22 protein-coding genes are annotated in these 22,729 nt (G+C 65.5%); 10 read left to right on the plus strand and 12 right to left on the minus strand.

The window, feature by feature from the left end:
• Nucleotides 1-3 precede the first annotated feature (3 nt).
• Complete coding sequence (locus ACSFBL_RS08600; RefSeq protein WP_435515355.1) at nucleotides 4-327, plus strand: chaperone modulator CbpM; 324 nt, start codon at nucleotides 4-6, stop codon at nucleotides 325-327.
• 18 nt (nucleotides 328-345) lie between these two features.
• On the opposite strand, the gene ACSFBL_RS08605 is transcribed toward ACSFBL_RS08600, so the two are convergent.
• Nucleotides 346-744: a hypothetical protein gene (locus ACSFBL_RS08605; protein ID WP_435515356.1), complete on the minus strand. Its 399-nt coding sequence runs from the start codon at nucleotides 742-744 to the stop codon at nucleotides 346-348.
• A 256-nt stretch (nucleotides 745-1,000) separates the two neighbouring features.
• Between ACSFBL_RS08605 and ACSFBL_RS08610 the strand changes: the two genes are divergently transcribed.
• From ACSFBL_RS08610 to ACSFBL_RS08635, 6 genes are all read left to right on the plus strand, one after another.
• Nucleotides 1,001-1,837 carry a zinc ribbon domain-containing protein gene (locus ACSFBL_RS08610; protein ID WP_435515357.1) on the plus strand — a complete coding sequence of 279 codons (837 nt, stop codon included), beginning with the start codon at nucleotides 1,001-1,003 and terminating at the stop codon, nucleotides 1,835-1,837.
• A gap of 91 nt (nucleotides 1,838-1,928) precedes the next feature.
• Nucleotides 1,929-3,020, plus strand: a complete 1,092-nt coding sequence (locus tag ACSFBL_RS08615) for a TAXI family TRAP transporter solute-binding subunit (protein ID WP_435515358.1) — start codon at nucleotides 1,929-1,931, stop codon at nucleotides 3,018-3,020.
• 52 nt (nucleotides 3,021-3,072) lie between these two features.
• Nucleotides 3,073-3,759 carry a DUF3348 domain-containing protein gene (locus ACSFBL_RS08620; RefSeq protein ID WP_435515359.1) on the plus strand — a complete coding sequence of 229 codons (687 nt, stop codon included), beginning with the start codon at nucleotides 3,073-3,075 and terminating at the stop codon, nucleotides 3,757-3,759.
• A gap of 14 nt (nucleotides 3,760-3,773) precedes the next feature.
• Nucleotides 3,774-5,864, plus strand: a complete 2,091-nt coding sequence (locus ACSFBL_RS08625) for a DUF802 domain-containing protein (protein WP_435515360.1) — start codon at nucleotides 3,774-3,776, stop codon at nucleotides 5,862-5,864.
• On the plus strand, nucleotides 5,864-6,511 hold the full coding sequence (locus ACSFBL_RS08630; RefSeq protein WP_435515361.1) for an OmpA family protein: 648 nt from the start codon (nucleotides 5,864-5,866) through the stop codon (nucleotides 6,509-6,511). Before ACSFBL_RS08625 ends, ACSFBL_RS08630 begins: the two co-directional genes overlap by 1 nt.
• A 4-nt stretch (nucleotides 6,512-6,515) precedes the next feature.
• A complete protein-coding gene (locus ACSFBL_RS08635) occupies nucleotides 6,516-7,121 on the plus strand; it encodes a DUF2894 domain-containing protein (protein WP_435515910.1) in 606 nt (201 codons plus the stop codon).
• A gap of 47 nt (nucleotides 7,122-7,168) precedes the next feature.
• On the opposite strand, the gene ACSFBL_RS08640 is transcribed toward ACSFBL_RS08635, so the two are convergent.
• From ACSFBL_RS08640 to ACSFBL_RS08660, 5 genes are all read right to left on the minus strand, one after another.
• The gene (locus tag ACSFBL_RS08640; RefSeq protein ID WP_435515362.1) at nucleotides 7,169-8,902 is read right to left on the minus strand and encodes a dipeptidase; all 1,734 of its coding nucleotides are present in this window, start codon (nucleotides 8,900-8,902) and stop codon (nucleotides 7,169-7,171) included.
• An 82-nt stretch (nucleotides 8,903-8,984) separates the two neighbouring features.
• The gene (locus tag ACSFBL_RS08645) at nucleotides 8,985-9,983 is read right to left on the minus strand and encodes an acetoacetate decarboxylase family protein (protein ID WP_435515363.1); all 999 of its coding nucleotides are present in this window, start codon (nucleotides 9,981-9,983) and stop codon (nucleotides 8,985-8,987) included.
• Nucleotides 9,984-10,076: 93 nt separating this feature from the next.
• Complete coding sequence (locus tag ACSFBL_RS08650) at nucleotides 10,077-11,132, minus strand: TolC family protein (protein ID WP_435515364.1); 1,056 nt, start codon at nucleotides 11,130-11,132, stop codon at nucleotides 10,077-10,079.
• 103 nt (nucleotides 11,133-11,235) lie between these two features.
• The gene (locus ACSFBL_RS08655; RefSeq protein WP_435515365.1) at nucleotides 11,236-12,492 is read right to left on the minus strand and encodes an Ig-like domain-containing protein; all 1,257 of its coding nucleotides are present in this window, start codon (nucleotides 12,490-12,492) and stop codon (nucleotides 11,236-11,238) included.
• Between the two features lie 17 nt (nucleotides 12,493-12,509).
• Nucleotides 12,510-12,854, minus strand: coding sequence for a hypothetical protein (locus tag ACSFBL_RS08660; RefSeq protein ID WP_435515366.1), 345 nt, complete (start codon nucleotides 12,852-12,854; stop codon nucleotides 12,510-12,512).
• Nucleotides 12,855-13,159: 305 nt separating this feature from the next.
• Between ACSFBL_RS08660 and ACSFBL_RS08665 the strand changes: the two genes are divergently transcribed.
• Nucleotides 13,160-13,888 carry a hypothetical protein gene (locus ACSFBL_RS08665; RefSeq protein ID WP_435515367.1) on the plus strand — a complete coding sequence of 243 codons (729 nt, stop codon included), beginning with the start codon at nucleotides 13,160-13,162 and terminating at the stop codon, nucleotides 13,886-13,888.
• A gap of 24 nt (nucleotides 13,889-13,912) precedes the next feature.
• On the opposite strand, the gene ACSFBL_RS08670 is transcribed toward ACSFBL_RS08665, so the two are convergent.
• Both ACSFBL_RS08670 and ACSFBL_RS08675 read right to left on the minus strand, forming a co-directional pair.
• The gene (locus tag ACSFBL_RS08670) at nucleotides 13,913-14,476 is read right to left on the minus strand and encodes a hypothetical protein (protein WP_435515911.1); all 564 of its coding nucleotides are present in this window, start codon (nucleotides 14,474-14,476) and stop codon (nucleotides 13,913-13,915) included.
• 32 nt (nucleotides 14,477-14,508) lie between these two features.
• Complete coding sequence (locus tag ACSFBL_RS08675) at nucleotides 14,509-15,924, minus strand: carotenoid oxygenase family protein (protein ID WP_435515368.1); 1,416 nt, start codon at nucleotides 15,922-15,924, stop codon at nucleotides 14,509-14,511.
• Nucleotides 15,925-16,040: 116 nt separating this feature from the next.
• On the opposite strand from ACSFBL_RS08675, the gene ACSFBL_RS08680 reads away from it, so the two are divergent.
• Nucleotides 16,041-16,772, plus strand: a complete 732-nt coding sequence (locus tag ACSFBL_RS08680) for a TetR/AcrR family transcriptional regulator (protein WP_435515369.1) — start codon at nucleotides 16,041-16,043, stop codon at nucleotides 16,770-16,772.
• Here the strand turns inward: ACSFBL_RS08680 and mmsB are convergent.
• From mmsB to ACSFBL_RS08700, 4 genes are all read right to left on the minus strand, one after another.
• Nucleotides 16,754-17,653, minus strand: a complete 900-nt coding sequence (mmsB, locus tag ACSFBL_RS08685; RefSeq protein ID WP_435515370.1) for a 3-hydroxyisobutyrate dehydrogenase — start codon at nucleotides 17,651-17,653, stop codon at nucleotides 16,754-16,756. The two genes, ACSFBL_RS08680 and mmsB, sit on opposite strands and share 19 nt — an antisense overlap.
• A 141-nt stretch (nucleotides 17,654-17,794) precedes the next feature.
• Complete coding sequence (locus ACSFBL_RS08690; RefSeq protein ID WP_435515371.1) at nucleotides 17,795-18,910, minus strand: enoyl-CoA hydratase/isomerase family protein; 1,116 nt, start codon at nucleotides 18,908-18,910, stop codon at nucleotides 17,795-17,797.
• Nucleotides 18,911-18,924: 14 nt separating this feature from the next.
• The gene (locus ACSFBL_RS08695; protein ID WP_435515372.1) at nucleotides 18,925-20,079 is read right to left on the minus strand and encodes an acyl-CoA dehydrogenase family protein; all 1,155 of its coding nucleotides are present in this window, start codon (nucleotides 20,077-20,079) and stop codon (nucleotides 18,925-18,927) included.
• A 126-nt stretch (nucleotides 20,080-20,205) separates the two neighbouring features.
• The gene (locus ACSFBL_RS08700; RefSeq protein ID WP_435515373.1) at nucleotides 20,206-21,729 is read right to left on the minus strand and encodes a CoA-acylating methylmalonate-semialdehyde dehydrogenase; all 1,524 of its coding nucleotides are present in this window, start codon (nucleotides 21,727-21,729) and stop codon (nucleotides 20,206-20,208) included.
• Between the two features lie 103 nt (nucleotides 21,730-21,832).
• Between ACSFBL_RS08700 and ACSFBL_RS08705 the strand changes: the two genes are divergently transcribed.
• A complete protein-coding gene (locus ACSFBL_RS08705) occupies nucleotides 21,833-22,726 on the plus strand; it encodes a LysR family transcriptional regulator (protein WP_435515374.1) in 894 nt (297 codons plus the stop codon).
• Nucleotides 22,727-22,729 lie beyond the last annotated feature (3 nt).

The following is a 22,729-nucleotide window of genomic DNA, read 5'->3' on the forward strand; positions in this document are numbered from 1 at the left end:
ACCATGGCCACCGTTACCGTCACCAGCACCACCTTGAGCGCCTCGCACCCGCTCGCCACCAGCGAACTCGCCCACGCCTGCGGGGCGGAGATCGAGTGGGTGGTTCAACTGGTCGAGGTGGGCATCATCCAGTCGCGCGCGCCCGCAGAGCGGCCGGACGACTGGCGCTTTCACAGCAGCGACCTGCAATGCGCGCTCGATGCGCGACGGCTGGAGCGCGACTTCGGCGTGGGCCTCGATGCCGCCGCGCTGATCCTCGACCTGGAACACGAAGTGCGGCGCCTGAAGGCCGTCCTTCGCGCGCAGGGACTGGACCGCGAGATCTGAGCGGCTCAGCGAGGCTTGCTAGCGGGTCAGGTAATAGGCCGAGAACTCGCCGCTGCCATAGGAGCAGCGCTGGAAGCCCATGCGACGGAGCCTTTCCTCGAACCGTGGGCTCGCGATGTTCTCGAGATAGAGCACCCGCGCCTGCAAGCCATCGCCGCCGTTGGAGAAGCGCTCGACGAACCTCGCGAAGTAGCCTTGGCCCCTGGCGCTGTCGGCCACCATGACGTTGGCCAGACACAAGGCCGGCTCTCCGGGCGTGGAGGGCTTGAACCACGAGTAGCGCGTGTAGGCCTGCAGCACCGTGCTGCGATACCAGCTCGATACGACGTCGTGAGCGCGGGGAACACTGGCTTCGAACTGGGCGAGCCAAGCGAAATAGAGGTCCAGTTCAGCCTCCAGGTGGGTCGTGCAGTCCATGGCTCATGGTAGCCCGCGCGGATTGCGTACTTTTGCGCTCGCGCAACACTTGCCCTGCCAGAACGACACTTTTTCACAGGGAATTTCCCCAAGAAGAAATAGCCGAGCAAGTACGTTTGGCGTGTCGACCCGCAGCGCATCCTCCCGCTGGAGGATGACCGCCCGGAACCCGCCCGGCACCTTCGGATTGACGCCACGCGGATCCAGACTGAGACTGCATCCTCCGCCGTGCGCATGAACAACCTTGTTCCGAGCTATGGAGAACGTGGCCAATCCGCACTCGACGTCCCCTGTGACCTGCAAGCACTGTGCTGCGCTGTTGCAGGAGGGGGATCGGTTTTGCCGATTCTGCGGGACTGATCAGACCCTCCCGTTGATTGTCGCGAAGGCGAAATGGACCGGGGGCAGGGCCTTGGCGCCCATCGAGGTGGACTTCTCGGACACCATCCAGCCGGACCAGGAAAGCATCGGCAATCTGGTCCTGACCCGCGCCATCAATGACGAGGAGAGCTCCGAGATCGGGCAGGTCCGCCCGGGTGCCTTCTGGCAGCAGGAAGTGGCGGGAGGCGGCGCTCCGCGTCACTGGGCCGGCAGCGCAGCAGTGCCGATTCGCCTTGTGACGGCCATCGTCGCCACCTTGGTGGTGCTTGCGGCCGCCCTGCTTTTCGACCACTTCTACCTCGACAGTGAGAGCGATGCCGGAAGGCAGCGCGAGTTCAAGTCGAATGTCGCACAGGTGCAGAGCGCCCTGAGCCGCGGCGACCTGGCCGCGGCGGAACGTGTGCTCGACGAACTGGAGGTCGACCATTCGGATGATCCTGCGGTGCAGTCGTTGAGGGAGTCGTTCGAACAGGGGCTGCAAGCACAGGCCGACCGCCGCGAACAGCTTCAGAACGCCGCGAAGAAGGCATCCAGCGCGCTGGGAACGGCCGCGCCCACCGCGCCAGCGGCCCCGATACCTCCGGCTGCACCTGCCTCCGTGTCGCAGGCGCCTCCGAAGACCGATGCACCTCCGAGGGCAATCAGCGTAGCGGACCCGAAGGAAAAAGAGTGCAATGAGGCACTTGCGGCACTGGCCCTTTGCCAGCGATGAGAAACCAGAATCCGCAAGCGAGAGGGCGAGGAGCAAGAAAAGGGAGCCGGGCATCGCCTGGCGTGGTTCACCAAACTTCGATGGAGCCAGCATGCCTACAAGAATCCTGTTGACCGGCCTGATTTGGATGGCCTTACTGTCCTCTGCGTTCGCAGCGCCGAGGGCGGAGTACAAGATCGTCACCGCCTCCAAGACCGGCACCTATATCAAGATCGGAGAGGATCTCGCCAAGTGGGTCGCCGAGCCTGCGGGCATCGACCTGGAGGTGCTGGAGTCGAAGGGATCGGCGGAGAACGTCCAGCGCATGCGCTTCGAGCCGGGCGTCAAGCTGGCGCTGGTGCAGTCCGACGTCTACCAGGCCTTCCTCGACGAGGCCAAGGCGGGCAACGCGGATGCGGGGAACATCATCCGCCCGTTGCGTCTCATCATGCCGCTCTACGACGAGGAGATCTACTTCGTCGCGCGTGCCGACTCGCCGCTGAATTCGATCCACGAGATCAAGGACAAGAAGATCAGCGTCGGGCCGTTGGGCAGCGGCACGGCCCTTACGGCGCGTACGCTCTACCAGTTGATGTTCGACCAGCCGATATCGCCCGCCAACGCGCAGTACCTCACCAACGAGGACGCGCTGGTCAAGCTCACGGTCGACAAGACGATCGATGTCGCCATCATCGTGGCCGGCCAGCCGGCCAAGCTGTTCTCGGACATGAAGCCCGAGGCACGGAAGTTCATCAAGATCCTGAAGCTGGACGAGGCGGCGCCTGAAACGGCGCGCGCCAAGAAGACCTACTTCCCCGCGGCCATTCGCGTGAGCAGCTACCCCTCGTGGCTCACGGAAGACACCCCCACCCTCACGGTGAAGGCCTATCTGGTGACCTATGACTACGGCTTGCAGTCGACGGTCGGCAATCTCGTCCGCTTCGGCGAAGCGCTCTGCACCAACTTCGACAAGCTCCAGGCCAATGGCCATCCCAAGTGGAAGCAGGTGAAACTGGAACTGCCTCCGCTGAGCCAGGGGTGGCGCTACTACGGCCCGATGGAGAAACGCATGCGCGCCTGCATCGCCGGCCAGTCGGGCTTCGGCACGCCCACGTCCGCCAGGGCACAGGCGGCGGCGCCGGCACCCGCGCCGGCCCGCCCTTGCACGGAGCAGGAACTGGTGCTCGGCATCTGCCGGAAGTGAGTCCTGCCTCCGGGCGGCAGTGTAGACTGCCGGGTTTATCCAAATTGGCAGCATGGTGCAAGTGTCACGGCGCACAGGTTTCACCGGCTCGGCGCTCGTTCGATTGCTCGCTCGGCTGACCGAAACCAGCGTCCCCCCATCCAAACAGGCCTTTGCGGACCGATTGAGTCAATGGGTCAGCTGGACGGACGCCATCTCGCTCGCAGGGGCGCTCGACGGCAGTCCCGCCGCGTCCTCCGGCGCACGAACGGCCTTCAGCGCTGAAGAAGGCGAATGCAGCCGCGCGCGCGCAGCGCTGGTGAATGCCATCGCCGCCCCCATGGACCCGGCACCGGACTTTCCGCCGTACCGCCAGCGCTACCTCTCCCGGCAGCAGGCGATGGAGGCAGGCATCGGCCCGTTGCGCTTGCGCCTGAGGGCCCGGCTGGCAGCAGGAACGCCCGCCATGGCGCGTCTGGCTTCCGTCGATGCCGTGATAGAGCAGGTGCTCGGCGAGCACGAGCATCGCTTGCTGGCGACAGTGCCCGGACTGCTCGAAAAGCACTTCGGTCGCCTGCGAAGGGCCGACCAGGCTGCCCGGGCTGACATGCCGTCGCCTGACGAGCCCGGTGGCCGGCACCAGCCCGAAGCGTGGCTGGACGTGTTCCGCAAGGACATGCAGGGCGTGTTGCTCGCCGAACTGGATATTCGATTTCAACCGGTCGACGGGCTCCTCGAAGCCCTTCGCGTGCGTCAGTGAGTGAACCAGGCCCCATGAGCAGATTTCTTCATTTCACCGCCTTCCTCGTCGGCCTCGTGGCCGTCTGCTGGGTCGGCATCGGATACATCGGCACGAACCCGCTGGCGCTGGTCATCACGGTGCTGATCGGCGCGTTCTACCTGATGGGCGCACTGGAACTGCATCGCTTCCACCAGGCCACGGCCACCTTGGCGCATGCGGTATCGGACATGCCCGCTGCCCCGACGAGCCTGGGCCAGTGGCTGGAGCAGTTGCACCCTTCCCTTCGCAACGCCGTGCGCCTGCGCGTCGAGGGTGAACGCGTCGCGCTGCCGGGCCCCGCGCTCACGCCCTACCTCGCGGGACTGCTGGTGCTGCTGGGCATGCTCGGCACCTTTCTCGGCATGGTGGTCACCTTGAATGGCACCGGGACGGCGCTCGAGAGTGCATCGGACCTGCAAGGCATGCGCGCCTCGCTGGCCGCTCCGGTTAAGGGCCTCGGCGTGGCATTCGGCACCTCGCTCGCGGGCGTCGCAGCATCGGCGATGCTGGGGCTGGTCTCCGCCTTGTGCCGCCGCGACAGGCTGCAGAGTGCGCAGATGCTCGACACCCGCATCGCGACCACCTTGCGCGTGTTCTCCCTGGCCCATCAGCGCGAGGAGTCCTTCAAGCTGCTGCAGCAGCAAGGCCAGCTGATGCCGGTATTGGTCGATCGCCTGCAGGCCATGATGGCGACCATCGAGCAACAGAGCCACGCCCTGAACGAACGCCTGATCGCCAGCCAGGACACCTTCCACGGCAAGGCGGAGGCCGTGTATGCGAACCTCGCTTCCTCCGTTGGCCGATCGTTGAACGAGAGCCTGACCGAAAGCGCCCGCGCGGCCAGCGCGACGATCCAGCCCGTCGTCGAAGCGACGATGGCCAGCATTGCGCGTGAGACCGCATCGCTGCACGACACTGTCGAGCACAGCGTGCAACGGCAACTGGATGGACTCTCGAGCCGCTTCGAGGCCAGCACCTCGACTGTCACCGATCTCTGGAAGACCGCGCTCGCCGGGCAGCAGGGCACGAATGAGGCGTTGTCCAGGGACTTGCGCGCTTCGCTCGGTCAATTCGCCGAGACCTTCGAGCGACGCTCCGCATCGCTGGTGGACAACGTCTCTGCCCGTCTGGAAAACGCCGTCGAGCATGTGTCGGGGACGTGGAACGAGGCCCTGGCGCAGCAGGAGCGCGTCAGCGGGAAGCTCGCGACCGACACCCAGGGCGCCTTGGCAGCGGCGGCAGCCACCTTCGAGGCGCATTCGGTGTCGCTCCTGCGCACGGTAGACCAGGCGCACGCGAGCCTTCAGACCGAGATGGCATCGCGGGACGCGCAACGACTTGCAGCCTGGACCCAGGCACTCGAAGCCGTCGCCGCCTCGCTCCAGCAGGAATGGCAGGAGGCCGGCACGCGCACCGAGAGCCAGCAACAAGCGATCTGCAAGACGCTGGCCGAAACCGCGCGCGAGATCTCGGCGCAGAACGAAGCGCATGCAAAGAACACGATCGCCGAGATCGCCCAGCTCATGCAGGCCGCTTCCGAAGCGCCCCGTGCCGCGGCCGAAGTGATCGCCGAACTGCGCCAGAAGCTGTCCGACAGCATGGCACGCGACAACGCGATGCTGGAAGAGCGCAGCCGCATCCTCGAAACGCTGGAGACCCTGCTGGGTGCCGTGAACCACGCCTCCACCGAGCAGCGCTCCGCAATCGATGCGCTGGTCGGCGCGTCGGCCGATCTGCTTGAGCGTGTCGGCACGCAGTTCAACGACAAGGTCGAAGCCGAGACCGGCAAGATGACCGAAGCCGCCGCACAGATGACCGGCAGCGCCGTCGAGGTCGCGAGCCTGGGCGAGGCATTCGGCTTCGGCGTGCAGTTGTTCAGCGAATCGAACGAAAAGCTCGTGACGCAACTGCAGCGCATCGAAGGCGCGCTCGGCAAGGCCATCGCGCGCAGCGACGAGCAACTGGACTACTACGTGGCGCAGGCGCGCGAAGTCATCGACCTGAGCATCATGTCGCAGAAGCAGATCGTCGAGGACCTGCAGCAGCTCGCCAGCAACCGCTCCGCCATAGGCAGCGAAGCGTGATGACGGAGGATCTCGACGCCGGCGTGGAGCCGACGGTGCCGGTATGGGCCGTCTTCGGCGACCTGATGTCGGGGCTGCTGGGGGCCTTCGTGCTGATCCTTGTCTGCGTGGTCGGCATGCAGCTCGACCTCACGACGAAGCTGGAGGCCGAGATCAGGCAGCGGCAGGAAGCCGCGCAGCGGCTGCAGGCACTGGAGAAGGCGCTGGCGGGACCGTTGGCCGCAGGCCGGGTGACGCTGAACAACGGGCGCATCGGCATCAGCGGCAGCGTGCTGTTCGCAGTCAATTCCGCAGAGTTGCAGCCTGAAGGCCGCCAACTGCTGAAGACCCTGACCGCCCCCCTGACCGCCTACCTGCAGGCGCGCGAGGAGATCCTGATGGTGAGCGGCTTCACCGACGACCGTCAGGTGCGCGGAGGCAATCGCCAGTTCGCAGACAACTGGGAACTGTCGGCGCAGCGCGCCCTGACGGTGACCCGTGCGTTGATCGAGGAAGGCATTCCGTCGTCTTCGGTCTTCGCGGCCGCATTCGGTTCCGAGCAGGCCGTGGCGTCGAATGCCGATGCCGATGGCCGATCGAAGAACCGGCGCGTGGAAATGGCGCCCACGCCGAGGCCATCCAACGCGATCGTGAAGTCCCGTGAGTAACGACATGGGAGGCGAAGCCGGCGCGGTGATCGAGGCATGGCGCGCCCGTGGCGACCATCGCTTCCACCCTGTGCGCTTTCGCTTCATCGAGGCATTGGCCGGCCGGGCTGCCACCCATCGCGGCGAAGCGCGGCGCATTCTGGACGACAAGGTATCGGCGCTGCTCGCAGCCTATGGCGACGATCTCGAGAAAGCCCGCGGCGCCGAGGCAAGCGCCGCGAAACAGGACAGGAGCCCACAGCGTGGGGCGCTCGGCGCGCTCGTCGATCACATCGCAAGGCAAGCGTCATCCATCGATGACGCGCCAGCGGCCAGGGACGAGTTGAAGACGCTCACGCATTTCAGAAGCACCTGGTCGCGGCTCAGCGCTGAACGACGCCTCACGCAGTCATTGGCGACGGTGCCGCAGAATGCCGGCCCGCTCAACTCCCATCATCTCGTGCATCGCTCGCTCCAGTTGATGCGTGACATCTCGCCCGAATATCTCAACCGGTTCGTCTCATACGTCGACGCGCTGCTGGGTCTCGAGCAGCTGCATGGCGCCATCGCACTGGGCCAGACGGACACGCCGCGCGCCGAGAAGAAGACGAGTCGCGGCAAATCGGGTTGATGGCCGCCGGGCCGCGAGCGGCCCGCCGCGCGCCCGCCCAGGACCGCCTACTGCATCTTGTCCAGATTGCCGATGCGCACCAGCATCTCGGTGAACATCTGCATGTCCGCGTCGAGGTCGACCACTTCCTTGAATTCCTTCGCGTTGTGCGCCGTGTATTTCTTGCCCGGCATGGCGGGACCGAAGTTGATGGCGTTGGGCATCAGCTTCGCGGTGGTGCTGCCCGCGGTCGGCACGGGCTTGGCTTCGAGGCCCGTGGTGTCGCCGAAGATGTTGAGCAGCGTCGCGAGCCAGGCGCCCTTGGGGTCGCGCGCCATCCAGTCGCCCTGCTGGTAGTCGATCTCGATCTTCGCCTGGTTGGCGGCCGCCCACGCGTTGATCTTCTCGTTGACGGCCTGCGTGAGCTTCTCCGGCGAGTTGCCGCGCGGCATGCGCACATTGGCGGTGACTTCGAGCTTGCCGTCCTTCTCGCGAACGAGGGTCGGCGACATCGTCAGCGGGCCCATGAACTCGTCCTTGTAGCCCAGCTCCATCTTCTCGCCGAGATAGCCGGTGCCGTAGAGATCGTTGAGGTACTTGACGGCCTTGCTGTACTGGTTGCCGCCCGTCACCGTGGCGGACTCCTGCAGGAACAGCGCGAGTCTCGGCAGGGGGTTGACGCCCTCTTCCGGCCGCGAGCCGTGTGCGGACACGCCGGTGACTTTCACCTCGACGCTGTCGGTCTGTTTAACTACGTCGATGCCGAACTTGCCGCCCTGGCTCTCGTACTTCTGAAGGAAGGGCATCTTCGCGAATTCCAGCCGCGCGGCGAGCTGGTTGAGGTCACCGCCTTTCAACGTGGCCGTGGCCGTCTGCGGGATCGCATTGGCCGAGGCCGAGGCGGTCATTGCGGTGATGTACGTGCGCGCGGTATTGCTGCCTTCCGCTGCATCGACCGGGAAGAAGACCTTCAGGGCGCCCGTGCCCTTTTCGGCAACGACTGCCGGGTACTTGCTGTCGAGCACGATGTTGTACTCGGGCAGTGGCGTCTTGGCCCGGTAGTACTTCATGCCATCACCGCTCCCTTCCTCGGTCGTTTCGATCATGAGGCGGATGGTGCGGTCGAGCGGCAAGCCGCTCTCCTTCACGGTCTTCATCGCGTAGAGGACCGCCGCGATGGAACCCTTGTCGTCGATGGTGCCGCGGCCGTAGAGGTAGTCGCCCACGCGCGTCATCTTGAAGGGGTCGAGCTTCGTACCATCGTCGAGCACCCATTCGTCCGCGACGACAGGGACGACGTCGGCATGGGTCAGGATGCCGAACTCCTCCTTGCCGCGGCCCGGCAGCTTGACTTCGAAGATGCGGTTGTCGACGTTGCGGTACTGGAGGCCGAAGTCCCTGGCCATTTTCTCGACGAGCTGGCCGAACTCGATGATCGGCTTGCTCTCGTACGGCGGGATCTTGTCATCGCGCACCGTCGGTATCGCCACCATCGCTTCCAGGGACGCGAGCACCGCCTTCTGGTTGTGCAGGCGGTTGTAGAGGCCAAGCAGCCGGCTGATGTTGGTGAGGTCGTCGCCGGTGAGCGGCGCCTTTCGTTCGTACGCCGCGACGGTGGCCTTGAGGCCTGGATTCGCCTTCGCCGCCTGGGCGAGGAAAGCACGAAAGCTGGTCGAGGGAGCGGCCTGCTGGGCAGCGGCGAGCTTGTCGAGCTCGGGTTTCTTGAGCGTGTCGGCGGGCGCGGGTTGGACAAATGCCAGTGCGAGTGCCGCCCAGAGGGCGGACAGGGTCGATCGATTCATGAGGGGATCCGGGTTCGGAGAATGTGCGTAGGCGTGCGAGTCTACGCAGGCTGCAGCGTTCGGCGCTGTCTATCCCATGTCGTCAGGAGAAGTTGCAGGCCGGCGGCTGGTTGGGAAGCCAGGGGGGCAGTTCAGAGGAAAGGCGCCAGCGCAAGCCACTGAGCCTGAACGCGCCATTCGGCATGTTGGCGAGCTGTCCCAGCGCCACCCAGCCTTGCATGCCCGGCTTGAATTGCTGAACGAAGGTGAAAAGGCTGTTCGCGGGTGCCACTTGCGCGTTGGTGTAGTCCCACTCGAAGTACGAGCAACTGAACGGAAAGTTGGGCGGTGGAAATGGCACGGGTGGACTGCTGTCGAAAAATCCGACGAGCGGCATCTGGAATATTTGCTGGAGCTCCACGAACCCTGCAGGCAGTGGCGAGCCAGGGGCACCACTGACTGAGGGACCGGTGGACTGGACGTCGCATTCGAAGACCGGTGCGCCGAACTGAAGCACCTTCGTCTTCGTGGACTGAATTGCGAAAGAGGCCAACTGCTTCGCGTAGGCGTAGACCGCGTCGCCGACCACGACGGCATTCAGGTTGTCGAGGTACATGCGCACGGCATAGTTGTGCCACTTCGAGCCCGAACTGCGAACGGTATAGGGGATCAGCAGGATCAGTTCGGTGTAGGGCGGAATGCCGGCCTTGATCGGCGCGCCGTTGCGCACCCAGCACAGGTCGCCCTGCTTGCCGAGCATGAGGATCACCGGATGCCGTGTCGCGCCGGGGTCGGCGTGCTCGGCGAGGCTCAATCCCGGCGGCAATGCGGCGTTGACGAGGCCCATCTGCAGTGTCGTGACGAACATCGCGCCTTCGTAGGTGGCCTGCCCGCCATTGACGACCGGTGTCGAACTCGGCGTGAAGCTTCCGACGAAGTTGGCCGGGTTCAGGGGATTCAGGGGCGGAGGGGCCAGGGGCGGGGCCACGACGCCGTTCCGCCATCCGGGCCAGAGCTTGCGAAGCCAGATCGCGAGCGCATCGATCCAGGAGAACGAGGCCGGCTGTCGTGGCGATCGATCGTGGGGAGCCGCTTGGTCCACAAATTCTCCGGCGCGTGAGCGAAAGGCGTACCTTGCGCCGTTTCGTGCGCCATGTCGATCCTCCGGCGGGGGGATGAACCGGCCTGTGGAGGACTACTGGTTCATGGCTTCGCGGTTGCCGAACACCCAGGGCAGCAACAAGGCCGCGTCGGCACGCATGCGCAGGTCGGCGGCTTCTCCGTCAGAGCGGCTGTTGACCTGCGCGATCTGGTTGTTGTAGAGCTCGCCCTCGGCGATGAGCACGTCCAGCAGCGTGCGCCTCCCGAGGTGGTACCACTGCTCGAAGAAGATCTTGCGCACCCGGTCGGAGTCCTTGATCAGGGGCGTGTAGTCCTCGGCCCTGCCGAGAGCCGCATCGCGCTGCTGCGCCGAGGTGCGAAGCCGGTACTCCAGGTCGCGCGTGGCCACCGCCGCCTTGTCCTGGCTGGCCTGCGCCCGACCGAAGGCCGCCCGCTCCGCCGCCTGCCCGGAGCCGCCCTGGAAGGCCGTCCACTGCACCGACAGCCCGGTCGCCCAGGGCTGCACGTTGCCGTAGGCGTCCTGCTGCGTGGTCTTGGAGATCACCCAGTTGAGCTGCGGCAGCCGCGAGGCGTGCACCGACTGCGCGTACAGGTCCGCCGCCTTCGCCTCTGCCCTCGCCTGGCGCAGCGAGGGGTGATCGGGCGCTGCGAGCAACGCCTCCTTCACGTCCAGCACGGGCGCGTTCCATGCCAGCTGCGCGGGCAGCCTGACCTCTTCGCCGACCAGCTTGGCCAGGCTGATCTGCACCTCGCGCTGCCTGGCCACGACCAGGTCGCGGCTGGCCTGGGCCTGCAGGCGACGCCCGCGCGCCTGCACCAATTCGCTGTCGCGGCCGCGATCGACCTTGACGATCTCCGCAAGCATGTCCACCAGCTCGCTCATGCGCGCCACGTAGGCGTCGCTGATCGCCAGCGCCTGCTGGTTGCGTTGCAGCTCGATCAGCCCGTTGACCGTGTCGTAGGCCACCTGCTGGCGCACCTGCAGCATCTGCTCCTGCGCCGCCTTGGCGGTCTCGGTGCGGCTCTCCACCGTGCGGCTGATGCGGCCCCAGTCGTACACGGGCGTGGTTACCTGCACGTTGCCGATGGGATTGCGCGCCGAGTCGTTGGTGCCGCAAGGCGCGAACACGAGCGCTCTGATCTTGATGACGTCATGGACGGATTTCCCCCTGAGTCTTTCGATCGATCATTCATCTGGTTGGGAACTTCGCTGGCGAACGGCTGTGGCCTGCCTACAGGATGGTGTGATGGCTCTTGTCGTCGATCAGCAGTGAAGCCACATCCGTCGTCGGTGCGATGTGGCCGTGGCCAGTCTGCGAAGCGACGGTTTCAATCGACAGAGAAGGCGCTGCGCCGTCGATCGCGGAAGTTGGCACGACTGGTTTCGTTGGCAGATCCAGCCTGGAAAGGTCGATCTCGTGATTGCCGGTGTCAAACAGCAATCCGCTCGGTTCGATAGCGGATGCGTGCGAGTGCGACACATCAGCGCTTGTTGCGGTCTGCGACCCTGTGCCGGCCGGATCCACCCACACAGCGTAGCCCTGGGCCGCACCGACGTTGTCGCTGCGGACACCGGACAAATCGATCATGTAAACGTGGAATTCATTCAGGCCCGCCTTCAGCGGTGCGTCGACGTGCAGCGTCCAGGTGCCGTCCGCGCTGACCTCGGCCCGGCCGAGTTCATGGCTTCCGGCCGCGTCGTCGACCGTGATGACCGCTGTGTGGCCTGGACTGGCAGTCCCCTCGAGTACCGGACGGCTATCGTCGGTCGCTTCACCCGACGCGATCAGTCTTTTGGCATTGCCCGTGTCATCCTCGACTCCGACGATGGTTGCCACTCCTGCATCCGGAACGGACTTGACGTTGACCACGACAGCGTGCGCGCCCCCATCGGCCTCCGGCTTGACGGACGCAGTTGAAGGAGCATGAACTGGAAGGGCCGCAGAGGAGTCGGATCCACTGCCGTGCGAACTCGCGATACCGACACCCGCCAAGCCGCCGAGAATGAGCAATGGGGTAAAGATGCCATTGCCTTCATCGGCGCTGGCAATCGCGGGTGCAGCTGCAGTCGCAGTCGTTGGATGCAGATCGCCAACATCTGCAGCATCGCTTCCAAGGACCGCCGGCGTCAGCTGGCCTTCGGCCAATGTGAAGATTTCGCCATCCGCATCGGTACGGACATAGGGATGCAATTGACCGTCTTCGGCGGCACCGAAGAGTCCCGCGGATTCAGACTCCGTCGAGAAATAGCTGGCAAGAATCAGCGAAGGCTGGGACTCACCTTCCAATGTGACTTGAAGGTCTTCGCCCAGCCGGTTCACTGTCAAGTTCTCGGGCCCCGCGTCGTTACTGTTTCGCAGCAAGTACCTGGTGTCCGGCTCGACTGAGATCTTGAGTGGCCCTTCGCCCACTTCGTTGCCCAACGGACGTTCCACACTCTTTCCGTTGTGACTCACTACGAGGACTGTCTTGTTGGCATTGACATCCATAACGTCCGCGCTTTCCGTTAGAACCCTGTTGCTGGTCCATTGCTTAGAGGACGCGGATTGTGCCCCTCAACGACAGCGCTAAGTTCTATTCGATATCGTTGCGGTCCATCAGGACAGCAGCTAGCGTCTCTCGGATTCGCCAGCAGCGCCTGGCCGCCGTACAGGTACGACAGCAGTCCGCCCACGTCCCGGCTCACCCACCCCGCATCGATGCCGGCCTGCAGCGCAGGCTCGCTCAGCGGCACCCCATGGTGTGCGCACAGCCACTGCACTGCCGCCAGAAAAACGTCCTGATCTTCTTCATCGTCCATCGTGGGCTGCGCTGTCACGAGCTCGTCTTCCTGGGCCATCACTGCCGCCATTGAAATTCCTTGTTGATTCGAGATGCGAGGGCAGTCCTGCCCGTGCCCGGCGTGGTGCCGGCGATCGCTGTCGCGATGATCGAAAGCCAAATCGGCCTATGAGGTCGACTTTATGAAACGCAGCGGCAATAGGAAACAGGAAAGCACAACCGCCCGAGCGCGAAACTTCTGGAAGATCACCGGCCCCGTCTCTTACCGGGCAAAACTGGCATTTGGGCGCAAAAGTAGGAGGCGACTGGCAGACATCACGCTATCGAAATGCGCATATTCGAGAATCGCGTTTTCACGCGCCTGGAGAGCTATGAATGCCGGTGATCTGCGCTGTCTGCCACACCGAGAATCGCGACGCAGCGAAGTTTTGTCACGGCTGTGCGCGCAAGTTGCCCGGCTTCGAAGCGACCGGCCCGTCCCTGCTGGATTCGATCAGGCCAAGGAGGCCTGGCACTGCTCCTTCGGGCGCCGGCGTCCTGGAAGGACCCGGCCGCATCATCCTGTCCGATGAGATGCGCAGGTTCTGGATCCACATCGGCCTGCTGATACTTGTCATAGCGATCGGCTTCTTCGGGTGGTTTGTCTATGTGACGCGCAAGGTGCCCTCCCGTCCACCGGAGACAGCAAAGGTCGTGGCGCCGCAGCCGGCCCGGCCCACCCCGCCGGCAGTGGCCGCTGCGACGCGGCCCGAGGTTCAGGAAGTACGGAAGGCGGTGGACCCCGTGCCACTCGGCAACTCACTGGCCGCAGGAGAGGTGGAAGTTCCGCCTGGTCCGGCGCCCGCGGCGGCGCGGCCAGCGATAGCGCCCGCGCCGCAATCAACGCCAGAGCACAGGCAATCGCCGCGCGTTGCCACGGCGCCGGCGCGTCCGCTGGCGCTCGACCCGCGGACCGGTTGCGAAACCCTCAACTTTATCTTTGCGGCCCGGTGCGAAGCCGCGCATTGCGACAAGCCGGAATACACCCGGCACCCCCGCTGCAATCTCGTGCGGGAGGAGCGCCGACGCGACGAGGCTCGACGCAATCCGACGTTGGGCTATTGATCTGCGCCAACGCCTCGCGTCCCTCTAGGCGATGATGCGACCCGCAGCTTCCGCCTGGCGGCGTCGCCGCTCCGGATACCAGCCGGTGAACCAGGCCGCGCCTGCGATGGCGGCCACCGTGACCGCCACGCCGATCCAAAGAGGGACCGCAGGCATGCGGGCCATCACGAAGTCGGCCATCGTCATCGCCAGGAATGCGAGCGCCCAGACACCCGTGAGCACATAGTTCACTACCGCGAACTGCGGCAACGCTGCCACCTCGGGCGACACGCGCTCGCGGGCGTACTGCAGCGTGAAGGGCCGACGAAGCAGCATGGAGATCACCACGATGAGGAGCAGCCCCGCGTCGACGGCGAATCTGACCTCGACGATGCTCCACGCGCCGCCGGTCGCGAGCACGAACAAGGCAAGGCCGCCGAAAAGAAGCGCGGTCCCCACCTCCAGGATCTTGACGCTGCGCCCGTGATGCACGCGATCACGCACGATCAGTGCAACGGCGACGGCGGCGCCGACGAGCAGTGCGGCCGTCACCGGCAAGTACCTCGACAAGAGCGCAAAGGCGATGAAGGGCGAGAAGCTCATCAGCATGTTCACGGATCTCTCCTGTTGGGGTGTGGCGTTCAGCGCCCAGCGGGCAGCCAGCTTCCGTGAAACCCGGACGGCACCCGATGCGAAAGCTGCACAGTGGCGACCGGCCCATCGGCCAGGGCCTGTGCATCGAACACGACCAAGTCGCTTCGGCATTCGGCGGCACGATAGGCCGTCGCAAGCAGCCAGCCCTCACCCTCTGGCGCGTCCGGCGCGCGCGGCACGAATACTGGCTCCGATACGCGGTCTCCGGGCGGCAGGTAGTGCAGCGTGCGCCGACCCGTCACAGCGTCGAAGTGCGCCAGCCCTTCGTTGCCAGCGCCATAAACGGCTTCGCGCTGGCAGGCATACCAGCCGTGGCGATAAGGCAATCCGGCGCGCCGATCGTCGATGCGGGGAAACTCGCCGGCCAGGTCGTCCAGCGGCTGCTGCTGGAAGCGGGTCGTGCCCGTTGCGAGATCGAAAGTCCACCGGCACAGACGGGCAACGCTGCGCAGAGGATCGGTCAGCCGGCCGTCGGGATAGGGAAACAGCGGCGGTTCGTCGTAGCGCATCACGTCGGCCACGATGCGCTGGCCGCCATTGGCGTCCGACTCTTCCCACGCGTTCATCACGTGGAAGACATAGCCCGCCTCGCCTTCGAACCAGCGGATGTCCTCGATCCGCCCCTGGCGTGGCATCACACCGACGCGAGCACCCAGTGCAGGCTCCCACGCAAAGGGCGGCTGGCCGCGCTGCGCGCGGGTCATGCTGGCCGAGAGCGGCAACACGGGAAACAGCACATGGCGCTCGGTCACGGCGAAGTCGTGCACCATGCTCGCGTAGGGCGCCTCGAATCGATCGAATCGCGTCACCCGGCCATCCGCGTCGATCGTGCCGTAGGTCATGCCGCTGGACAGCGGCCCTGTCGTGCCGTAGCCGAAGAAGATCAATTCGCCGGTCGCGGGGTCGGTCTTCGGGTGCGCAGTGAAGGGGCCATGCAAGCCGCCGCCGAAATCGACGGGACCCCGCGTGGCCAGCGTGCCGGGTTCGATCTCGATGGGCAGATGCGCTTCCTCCAGCGCCAGCAGCCGGCCCGCGTGCCACACGATGTGCGTATTGGCCACGCCCTCATCCGCCACCTCCGCGGCTGCGCTGTCCCCCTCCCTGGCGCGGCCGAAGCCGTCGAACAGGCGGCGACCGGCCTGGCGCTCGGCTTTCCAGTGGGCCGTGCGGACCCAGCGATTCCGGTAGCTTGCGCGGCCATTCGACAGTTCGAAGGCATGCAACATGCCATCGCCGCCGAACAGGTGCGCATCGGCACTCGGGAACTGCGGATTGGGCCCGTTGCGGAGCAGCGTGCCGTTCAGGCCGGCGGGCAGTTCACCCACCACGGGCAGGAAGGCAGCCTCGGCTTCGAAGCTGATGGGAGTTCCGTTCACGCGCCTGCGTGGTTTTTCCTCGGTCATGGCAAGGTTCCTCGGGTTGATATTGACGCTGTCAACAAGTCCATTGGAAAACGCTTCGAACGCGAAGTCAAGTAAAATTGACGCCGTCAATATCAAGCCTCCGCCGCCTCCCCGCCATGCCAGCATCGTCCAGGACCCCGCGCCACGCCGCGCCGGCGCCTCGCAGTCGGCGCAAGCCCGTTACCGCGCCCTATCACCACGGCGCGCTGCATGCCACGCTTCTCGCAGCGTCGCAGGATATTCTCGAAAGCCAGGGACTGGAAGGCCTCACACTGCGGGCCGCGGCGCGCGCGGCCGGCGTGTCACATGCAGCACCGAAGAACCACTTCGGCGACCTCACCGGCCTGTTGAGCGAACTGGCCGCAGTGGGCTTTCGCCAGTTCGCCGAGGCACTGCGAGCCGCCGCCGTCGGGCACGCTTCCGCTTCGCCAGAACGATTCGATGCCATCGGCCACGCCTATGTCGCCTTCGCACGCGCGCATCCTGCGATGTTCCTGCTCATGTTCCGCGGCGAAAGGCTCGACATGGACCGGCCCACCCTGCGCGAGGCGATCGAGCAGGCGCGCCAGGCACTGGCCGGCGCTGCCGCGGATCGCCTCGGCCTCGCGCACGAAACGGCGGCGCCCATCACACCGGACCAGGGCGCGACCATGGTTGCCGCATGGTCGCTGGTGCACGGCTTCGCGATGCTGCTGATCGATGGGCGATTGAACACCGTGCTCGCGCGGCGCCCCGAGGGCTCCGATTGGCAGAGCCTGCTGACCGCGGTATTCAACACAACACGCGACGCGCGAACTGACGCCCTGCGCCGGGCGTGCGAACCGGCTCGTCAGTCCGACTTGCGCTGAACGAGCTTGATCACGCTCGAGAAGTCGAGCGCCCCATGCCCCGCAAGGCTGTGCGCCGCATAGAGATTGCGCGCGAGCCCACCGAGCGGCGTGGCTGCGCGCACGGCTGCCGCGTTCTCCTGCGCAAGCCCCAGGTCCTTGAGCATCAGGTCGGTGCCGAAGCCACCGGCGTAGCCTTTGGAGGCCGGCGCCGTCTCCATGACGCCCGGCAGCGGGTTGTACTTTTCGAGCGCCCAGTTGCCACCCGAACTGCGCCGCATGATCTCGGACAGCACCTTGGGATCGAGCCCGTTGGCGACGCCCAGCGCAATGGCCTCGGACGTACCGATCATCAGGATGCCGAGCAGCATGTTGTTGCAGATCTTCGCTGTCTGGCCCGCGCCGGCGCCGCCGGCGTGGAAGATGTTTGCGCCCATCTTTTCGAGCACGGGTCGCGCGCGTTCCAGGTCGGCCTCCGAGCCGCCCACCATGAATGTCAAGGTGCCCGCCATCGCGCCGCCGGTGCCGCCCGACACGGGCGCGTCGATCACCGCCACACCACGCTTCGCACCCGCTTCCGCCACCTTGCGCGAGGTCGCGGCGGCGATGGTGCTGCTGTCGATCACGAGCGTGCCGGCGGGAATGCTTTCGAGCAACCCCGGCTTGCCATCGCTGCCGAGGTAGAGCGCCTCGACATGCTGGCTGGCTGGCAGCATGCTGATCATCACTTCGGCGCCGGTGAGCGTGTCGACCGCCGACTTCGCGATGCCCAGGCCTTCCGCGCCCAGTTTCCTGCAGGCGTCGGCCGACAGGTCGAAGGCGGTGACTGCATGGCCGGCCTTCTGCAGGTTCAGGGCCATCGGGCCGCCCATGTTGCCAAGGCCGATAAACGCGATCTTCATAAAAGTCTCCTGTGACCCCCAGCCTCGCCCACTTCGTGTGGCTCGGACACCCCCTTGCAGGGGGCAATCCCTACGGCCCGGCGAAGCCGGTTCCGTGGGATTCCTGGGGTAGTTGCATGGTTGCTCGGATTGTTGAAAGGGTCAGACCAGCGCCGCCAGTGGATGCGGGCCTTCGACTCGCACGCGCAGGTGGTCGTCGACGAACGCGGGCGTGATCTCTTCGAGCGTCGCGGGGTTCCAGCGCGGATTGCGGTCCTTCTCGATCAGCAATGCGCGAATCCCTTCAGCGAAATCCTTGTGTGCGCAAAAGCCGAGCGACGCCCAGTACTCGAGCCGGAACACCTCGGCCAGCGACATGCGCAGCACGCGTTGCCAGAGTTCGAACGACAAGGCGGCCGAACTGGGCGCGCCCTTGGTGAAAGTCGTGGCAGCCGTCTGCAACCATGCATCGTCGGACTTCAGGTCCCGCAGACGCTTCGCGATGTCGAGAAGATCGTCGCCAGCCATCAGTTCGTTGATGGTGTCGAAATGCTCACGCAGCTTCGACGACTGCTTTTCCGCGCCCACGCCGGCCTCCGCAAGGAAGCGCGACAGCGCGGCACGATCGGCCTTGGCCTCGCCCTTCCATGCATGGGCAGCGATGGACTCGAGGACCTGCGACTTTCGCTCCTGCGGCACCGCGATGTCGGCCAGGCCGCAGAAGATCGTGTCGGCCGCATTGAGCGGCGCAGCGGTGAGCGCGAGGAACAGGCCGACCCGCCCAGGCGCACGCCGCAGGAACCAGCTGCCGCCCACGTCCGGATAGAGCCCGATGTTGATCTCCGGCATCGCAACGCGGCTTTGCAGGGTCACCACGCGATGCGAAGCACCCGCCATGAGGCCGACACCTCCGCCCATCACGATGCCATGGGCCCAGCACAGGAAGGGCTTCGGAAAGGTGTGGATCAGGTGGTCGAGTTCGTACTCCTCGCTGAAGAAGCTCTCGGCGTAGGTATTGCGCTCCGGTCCGCAGTCGAGCAGTGTCTGGTAGAGCTGACGCAGATCACCTCCGGCGCAGAAGGCTTTTTCGCCGCTCGCATCCATCAGCACGCCGACGATGCCCGCGTCCTGCGCCCATTCACGCAACTGGGGGATGAGCAGCCGCACCATCGCGACCGCGAGCGAATTCAGCGAAGCTGGCGCATTGAGGGTCGCGACGCCGAAGCGTTTGCCGTTGGAGGCCTTGATTTCCTTGAAAAGGACGACGGGTTCTGTCATTGGTTCTTGAGGGTTCATCGAATGTCGGCATCGCCTTCAAGCAGCTTGCGGGCGACGATCACGCGCATGATTTCGTTGGTGCCTTCGAGGATCTGGTGCACGCGCGCATCCCGCACCAGCCGCTCCAGCGGGAATTCGCTCAGGTAGCCGTAGCCGCCGTGCAGTTGCAGCGCTTCGTTGCACACGGTGAAGCCGGCATCGGTGGCGAACCGCTTGGCCATTGCGCAATACGTGCTCGCGTCCGCATGGCCGGCGTCGAGCTTGCTCGCGGCGAGGCGCACCATCTGGCGCGCCGCGACCAGTTCGGTCGCCATGTCCGCCAGCTTGAATTGCAGGGCCTGGAAGCTCGCCAGCGGCTTGCCGAATTGCTGGCGCTCGTGCAGGTAGCGCCGCGCCGCATCGAGCGCACCTTGCGCCGCACCCACCGAACACGTCGCGATGTTGATGCGCCCGCCGTCGAGTCCCTTCATCGCGATGCGGAAGCCCTCGCCTTCGCTGCCCAGCAGATTTCCGGCAGGCACGCGGACGTTGTCGAAATTGATGGTACGCGTGGGCTGGCTGTTCCAGCCCATCTTGTGTTCCTTCTTGCCGTAGCTGATGCCCGGCGCGTCCGCCGGCACAGCCAGCGCCGAGATGCCCTTCGCCCCACCACCGCCGGTGCGCGCCATCAGCACCAGCACGTCGGTCGAACCGGCCCCGGAGATGAAGGCCTTGCCGCCGTTGATGACGTATTCACCGCCCTGCAGTTCCGCCCGCGTCTTGAGCGACCCGGCGTCCGACCCGGCGCCCGGTTCGGTGAGGCAATAGGAAGCCAGCTTCCGACCACTTGTCAGGTCCGCGCCCCAGCGCTCGCGCACGGCCGGTCCGCCCCAGGTGCCGAGCATCCACGTCGCCATGTTGTGGATCGTGATGAAGGCCGTGGTCGAAGGATCGACCGCCGCCAACTCCTCGAACACCAGCGTTGCATCGAGCCGCGGCAGCGCCAGCCCCTCGATGCTTTCCGGCGCATAGAGTCCGCAGAAACCAAGCTCGCCCGCCTTGGCGATCGCCTCCTTGGGAAAGATCGCCTCCGCGTCCCACTGTGCAGCATGCGGCGCGAACTCGGCCTGCGCGAACTCGCGCGCCGTTTGCGCAAATGCCCGCTGTTCTTCCGAAAGTTCAAATTCCATAGCTGCCAGCTTAGCGAATGGACGAATCCGAGAAATCCCGTGGATCCGGCTCCGCCGGTCCACCGGGATTGCCCCCGGAGAGGGGGTGCCCGAGCCACACGCAGTGGGCGAGGCTGGGGGAGAGCGTCACTTCAAGCTGATGGTGGTGTTGACGCCGTGCGAGACCGTGCTGTCGTCGAACCAGCGCTCGGTCACGGTCTTCGTCTGCGTGTAGAACATGATGACCTGCTTGCCGTACGGCCCCAGGTCGCCGAGCTTCGACGCACGCGAGCCGGTGAACGAGAACATCGGAACCGGCACCGGGATCGGCACGTTGATGCCCACCTGCCCCACGTCGATGTCTTCCTGGAAGCGACGCGCCGCCGCACCCGATTGCGTGAAGATGGCGGTGCCGTTGCCGTTCGGGTTGGCATTGATGAGCTCGATGGCCTCGTCGATGTCCGCCGCGTTCGCCAGGCACAGCACCGGGCCGAAGATTTCCTGGTCGTAGATGCTCATGCCGGGCTTGACGTCGGCGAACACCGTCGGGCCGACGAAGTTGCCCTTCTCGTAGCCGGGCACGGTGGGCTTGCGGCCATCGAGTGCCAGCGTCGCGCCATCGGCCACGCCGCGTTCGATCAGGCCATTCACGCGATCGTAGGCTGCACAGGACACCAGCGGGCCGACATCCACGCCCTTCTCGGTGCCGGCGCCGACCTTCAGCGTCTTGGCCTTCTCGACCAGGTCCGGCACCCACTTCTGCGCATCGCCCACCAGCACCGCGACCGACACGGCCATGCAGCGCTGGCCCGCGGCGCCGAAGCTCGCACCGGCCAATGCGTTGAGCGTCTGCTCCTTGTTGGCGTCGGGCATCACGATGGCGTGGTTCTTCGCGCCCATCATGCATTGCACGCGCTTGCCGGCCAGCGTGGCGCGGTTGTAGACGTGCGTGCCGACCTTGGTCGACCCGACAAAGGAGATCGCCTTGATGTCCTTGTGATCGCAGATCGCATTGACCACCGCCTCGCCGCCGTGCACCACGTTGAGCACACCGGCCGGGATGCCGGCTTCGAGCGCGAGTTCGCACAGGCGCATCGTGACCATCGGGTCCTGCTCGGAAGGCTTGAGCACGAAGGTGTTGCCCGTGACGATCGCCATCGGGAACATCCACAGCGGGATCATGGCCGGGAAGTTGAACGGCGTGATGCCGGCGCACACTCCGAGTGGCTGCAGCAGTGTGTAGGTGTCGACGCCATTGGCGACGTTGTTGGCCAGCTCGCCGAGTTGCAGGTTGCCGATGGCGGCCGCGTGTTCGACGACTTCGAGCCCGCGGAACACGTCGCCCTCGGCATCGGGCAAGGTCTTGCCCTGTTCCGCGGTCAGGATCGCGGCCAGCTCGGCCATGTTCTCGCGAATGAGTTGCTGGTACTTCAGGAAGATGCGGGCGCGCGCGCCGATGGGCGTCTTGCGCCAGGTCTTGAAGGCTTCCTTGGCGGAATCCACGGCGGCGTCGACTTCGGCCGGCGTGGCGAAAGGCACCTTGGCGAGCACTTCCTGCGTGGCCGGATTGACGATGTCGCGCCACTCGGTGGTCTTCGATTCGACGAACTTGCCGCCGATGAGCAGCTTGACGGTGGCGATCTTCGTGGCGGGCGTGGTGGTGGCGTCCATGTACTTTGTCTCCAGATTGGGGGTGCAGGAGTCGGATGCTAGCTTTGCACTTTTGCCATGGCAATAGACAAATTCGCACTCGCGATCTGCATAATTGCACATCATGGATTGGGACAACCTGCGCTTTTTCCTGGAACTCGCACGCTCGGGCACGCTGGTCGGCGCGGCGCGGCGGCTGGCGGTCGACCATACGACGGTGGCGCGTCGCATCCAGGCCCTGGAAAAGCAGGTGGGGACCGCCCTGTTCTCGCGCGAGGCCGACGGGCACCGGCTGACCGAGGCGGGGCGCCGGTTGCAGCCGCAGGTCGAGGCGATGGAAAGCGCCTTCCTCACGGTCGAAAGCGCGACGCCCGCTTCGGACGAAGGCCTGTCGGGCCTGGTCCGAATCGGGGCGACTGAAGGGTTCGGCACGATCGTCCTGGCGCCGCAGCTTGCGCTGTTCGCCCAGCAGCATCCCAAGCTGGTGATCGACCTCCTGGCCATGCCGCGGCTCGTGCACCTCTCACGGCGCGAAGCCGACATCGTGATCTCGCTGGAACGGCCGGCGCGCGGGACGGTGGTGGTCGCGAAGCTCACCGACTACGCGCTGCGTCTCTATGCATCGAAGCCCTATCTCGCGAAGCACGGCGCCATCCGGACGCGAGAGGACCTGCGCGGTCATACTTTCATCAGCTACGTGGATGACCTGCTCTTCAGCAAGGAGTTGCAGTACCTCGACGAGTTGTACAGGCCGGATTCGTTCGCACTGCGCAGCACGAGCATCCTCGCGCAGTACCAGGCGACGCTGGCGGGTGCGGGCATCGCGGTGTTGCCGGCCTTCATCGCCGAACGCGACAAGTCGCTTCGACGGGTGCTGCCGGACGAAGCCAACTTCACGCGCACCTTCTGGATGTCGGTGCCGGCGGAGACGCGCCACCTGGCCCGCATGAAGGCCACCTGGGATTTCCTGAGGCAGACCGTCGAGGCCCAGCGCCCGCTGTTGTTGCCGCCCGGGTGAGGC

The organism is Variovorax glacialis (genome assembly GCF_051216375.1).
Lineage (GTDB): Bacteria > Pseudomonadota > Gammaproteobacteria > Burkholderiales > Burkholderiaceae_C > Variovorax.

Bases quoted from the DNA above. Each gene is read 5' to 3' on its own strand.
- ACSFBL_RS08660 (WP_435515366.1), bottom strand. From the start codon at position 12,854: ATGGCGGCAGTGATGGCCCAGGAAGACGAGCTCGTGACAGCGCAGCCC.
- ACSFBL_RS08655 (WP_435515365.1), bottom strand. From the start codon at position 12,492: ATGGATGTCAATGCCAACAAGACAGTCCTCGTAGTGAGTCACAACGGA.
- ACSFBL_RS08640 (WP_435515362.1), bottom strand. From the start codon at position 8,902: ATGAATCGATCGACCCTGTCCGCCCTCTGGGCGGCACTCGCACTGGCA.
- ACSFBL_RS08605 (WP_435515356.1), bottom strand. From the start codon at position 744: ATGGACTGCACGACCCACCTGGAGGCTGAACTGGACCTCTATTTCGCT.
- ACSFBL_RS08670 (WP_435515911.1), bottom strand. From the start codon at position 14,476: ATGCTGATGAGCTTCTCGCCCTTCATCGCCTTTGCGCTCTTGTCGAGG.
- ACSFBL_RS08625 (WP_435515360.1), top strand. From the start codon at position 3,774: ATGAGCAGATTTCTTCATTTCACCGCCTTCCTCGTCGGCCTCGTGGCC.
- ACSFBL_RS08610 (WP_435515357.1), top strand. From the start codon at position 1,001: ATGGAGAACGTGGCCAATCCGCACTCGACGTCCCCTGTGACCTGCAAG.
- ACSFBL_RS08600 (WP_435515355.1), top strand. From the start codon at position 4: ATGGCCACCGTTACCGTCACCAGCACCACCTTGAGCGCCTCGCACCCG.
- ACSFBL_RS08665 (WP_435515367.1), top strand. From the start codon at position 13,160: ATGCCGGTGATCTGCGCTGTCTGCCACACCGAGAATCGCGACGCAGCG.
- ACSFBL_RS08675 (WP_435515368.1), bottom strand. From the start codon at position 15,924: ATGACCGAGGAAAAACCACGCAGGCGCGTGAACGGAACTCCCATCAGC.
- ACSFBL_RS08615 (WP_435515358.1), top strand. From the start codon at position 1,929: ATGCCTACAAGAATCCTGTTGACCGGCCTGATTTGGATGGCCTTACTG.
- ACSFBL_RS08620 (WP_435515359.1), top strand. From the start codon at position 3,073: ATGGTGCAAGTGTCACGGCGCACAGGTTTCACCGGCTCGGCGCTCGTT.
- ACSFBL_RS08680 (WP_435515369.1), top strand. From the start codon at position 16,041: ATGCCAGCATCGTCCAGGACCCCGCGCCACGCCGCGCCGGCGCCTCGC.
- ACSFBL_RS08705 (WP_435515374.1), top strand. From the start codon at position 21,833: ATGGATTGGGACAACCTGCGCTTTTTCCTGGAACTCGCACGCTCGGGC.
- ACSFBL_RS08630 (WP_435515361.1), top strand. From the start codon at position 5,864: ATGACGGAGGATCTCGACGCCGGCGTGGAGCCGACGGTGCCGGTATGG.
- ACSFBL_RS08700 (WP_435515373.1), bottom strand. From the start codon at position 21,729: ATGGACGCCACCACCACGCCCGCCACGAAGATCGCCACCGTCAAGCTG.
- mmsB (WP_435515370.1), bottom strand. From the start codon at position 17,653: ATGAAGATCGCGTTTATCGGCCTTGGCAACATGGGCGGCCCGATGGCC.
- ACSFBL_RS08635 (WP_435515910.1), top strand. From the start codon at position 6,516: ATGGGAGGCGAAGCCGGCGCGGTGATCGAGGCATGGCGCGCCCGTGGC.
- ACSFBL_RS08690 (WP_435515371.1), bottom strand. From the start codon at position 18,910: ATGACAGAACCCGTCGTCCTTTTCAAGGAAATCAAGGCCTCCAACGGC.
- ACSFBL_RS08695 (WP_435515372.1), bottom strand. From the start codon at position 20,079: ATGGAATTTGAACTTTCGGAAGAACAGCGGGCATTTGCGCAAACGGCG.